The organism is Bacteriovorax sp. DB6_IX (genome assembly GCF_000447775.1).
GTDB lineage: Bacteria > Bdellovibrionota > Bacteriovoracia > Bacteriovoracales > Bacteriovoracaceae > Halobacteriovorax_A.
The window spans coordinates 1-2447 of record NZ_AUNJ01000052.1 but is presented as its reverse complement, the minus strand read 5'-3'; the positions used below and the strand labels follow the sequence as shown (position 1 = coordinate 2447).

Annotated in this window: 4 protein-coding genes; 1 reads left to right on the top strand and 3 read right to left on the bottom strand. The window is 35.6% G+C overall.

The window, feature by feature from the left end; all coding sequences use genetic code 11:
• The 3 genes from M901_RS01600 to M901_RS16090 form a co-directional block, all read right to left on the bottom strand.
• A partial coding sequence (locus tag M901_RS01600) for a TauD/TfdA family dioxygenase (protein ID WP_021276408.1) occupies positions 1–467 on the bottom strand: 467 nt, incomplete at its 3' end.
• The gene (locus tag M901_RS01595) at positions 467–1174 is read right to left on the bottom strand and encodes an L-tyrosine/L-tryptophan isonitrile synthase family protein (RefSeq protein ID WP_021276411.1); all 708 of its coding nucleotides are present in this window, start codon (positions 1172–1174) and stop codon (positions 467–469) included. The genes M901_RS01600 and M901_RS01595, both read right to left, overlap by 1 nt.
• Positions 1153–1395, bottom strand: a complete 243-nt coding sequence (locus M901_RS16090; protein ID WP_021276409.1) for a hypothetical protein — start codon at positions 1393–1395, stop codon at positions 1153–1155. The genes M901_RS01595 and M901_RS16090 overlap by 22 nt, the downstream gene beginning before the upstream one ends.
• Before the next feature lie 88 nt (positions 1396–1483).
• Between M901_RS16090 and M901_RS01590 the strand changes: the two genes are divergently transcribed.
• The gene (locus M901_RS01590; RefSeq protein WP_021276410.1) at positions 1484–2329 is read left to right on the top strand and encodes a LysR family transcriptional regulator; all 846 of its coding nucleotides are present in this window, start codon (positions 1484–1486) and stop codon (positions 2327–2329) included.
• The last annotated feature ends 118 nt before the right edge of the window (positions 2330–2447 follow it).

The following is a 2447-nucleotide window of genomic DNA, read 5'->3' as shown; positions in this document are numbered from 1 at the left end:
AAGATTCCTCCATAATGAGCAACTTTCTGAGTTTCATAACGAATAGAACTTACTTTTAATTTTTCAAACAATTCAAAATTAAGATCTTTAACTACTTTTGAGGTATTTGAGAAAAATGTATTTCCCCCTTGGACTTCATTCTCAACACAGTAGAATGCTAAGATCGCAGGTACTTCATGAAAAGCCCCATCCCAATGTAGGGGAACGGCTTCATTTGAAAAAATATAGTTAGGACTATTCTTTTTATTTGTTAGATTTAGAAGATGTCCAAAATCCCATTCAACAAATGGCTTCGTTTCAGATGTTGATAAGCTATGACAAATCAGAGCATACTCATCATCATTCAATTCAAAATCAATTTTTATGAGTAAGAGCTTTTTTTCAAAGATTATCTCTCTCAGTTTAGGCAATGCCACTCTAAGCTCGTCTTTCTTTGAAAATCTCAATACTTTTGGAGATAAGCTCATTACGCACTCATTATTTCAAAGAAAGCATGACCATTGCTATCCTTTAAAATAGCACCGGCCTTGAGAGCATCATGGTGTCTCATAAGACAAAAATTATTATTCACAAGTACTGGAACTCTGTGCCAAGGTGTTCCCCACTTTTCTTCTCCAGGTAATAATTTTACTGGAAACTTTAAAGAGCTTAAGCTTTGAGGATGAATACTAAGACGAAAGGCATGAGGGAACATTCTTTCAACCAAAGCACTCCATGCATTAGATCTTAGAACCACTTTGTAGGCTCGCTCTTTCGCCATTTTATGAATTTGATTCTTCGATTTGTTTTCAATGATATTTGTAAAGTCTTCTTTTAGAAATCGGTGAATTCCATTAAAGAGTGTTCTTATCTCAGAATCTCTTTTAACTTCATCTCTCAATGATTCCTCAGTTTTAGAAAATTGCTTCTCTAAATGAAATCTCATCTGATCAAAAGAAAGCTTTGAGTCATACTTATCTTCTAAGTCAAAAAAACGAATATTCTCAAAATGGTATAACGCGACGATGGCCTTAAGTTCTTCTCTATAAAGAGAGACATCGTCTTCCTCTACACCGACGAGATCACTAAAAACACGCCCATCAGAACAGATAAGAACTTCAGCTCCACCTTCATGTATCTTACTTACTCTTTTTGCAAAGTCATTAAGATGCTTTAGTGACTGAACCTCACCCATATCAGGAAAGCTAGATAATGTCTTTCACGGTTTGCACTCTTGGCCGGAAATGCAGGGAATATAAAAGTAATTTTCTCATTGAGACCAATAGCTGTTGTTAATTTATATGTATGTATGGGATGAAATTCTTCTACCGAAGCAACTTCTACATTAAAATTCGAGAACTTATGTAGCTCCTCTAGAATCATTCCAACTTTATTCTTTATTGATAAATTTTCCATATCTCCTCCTTCACAGGACAGAGAATATTGGACTTCCAGTCATAAATACAATATTGTCTAACTATAATTACCATAGGAAAAACTTATAATGATTTCTCCTTCAGATCTAGAATACTTTATTGAAATATCAGCAACAAAGAACCTCTCTCGTGCGGCAGAAAGGATTGGTATATCACAACCCTCTCTCACTCTTGCCATCAAGAGAATAGAAGATGAACTAGGTGTTAGTATTTTTATTAGGTCAAAGAAAGGAGTCTCACTGACGAAAGCAGGTGCTCACTTACTCAAACACGCCAAGCAAATGCAACAATTTTGGGGGCAGATAAAATCTGAAGCTTCTGCTTCAGTTAACGAAGTCACAGGTGTCCTAAAGCTTGGCTGTCACCCCTCTGTCGGTCTTTACACTCTAGATAAATTCTTACCTAAAGTACTAGGGAAAAACTCTGAGCTAGACTTTGAGCTTACTCATGACCTCTCAAGGAAGGTGACAGAACAAATTATTTCACTTGAATTGGATATTGGTCTTGTTATCAACCCCGTAAAACATCCTGATCTCGTTATTCAAGATCTCTTTGATGATATTGTCACCCTTTGGGAGTCTAAGAAAACTTATCAAAACCATGATGTACTTATTTGTGATCCCTCACTCTTGCAAACTCAGGATATCCAAAAAAATTTAAAGAAGAAGGGCTTCAGCTTTTCAAGAGTTATTACAAGTAATAGTTTAGAGAATATCGCAAACCTTATTAACTCAGGGGCAGGAGTTGGAATTCTTCCAACCAGAGTGGCCAACAAAATCGCTAACAAAGGCATCCAAGAAATAGAAAATGCTCCAAGGTTTAAAGACACTCTCTCTGTCATCTATCGTATAGAAAATAGGAATGTAAAATCTATTCAATACTTAGTTGGTGAAATTATAAAGAGCCTCAAATAGTATTTCTAAGAGGCGAGACTTTTGGTTTCTCTAAAATACTTCGTTAGGCAATCAACTACACAATCTTTTTTAAGTGGTTTCTCGATATAATCATTCATACCACATTCAAAGCCTTTTT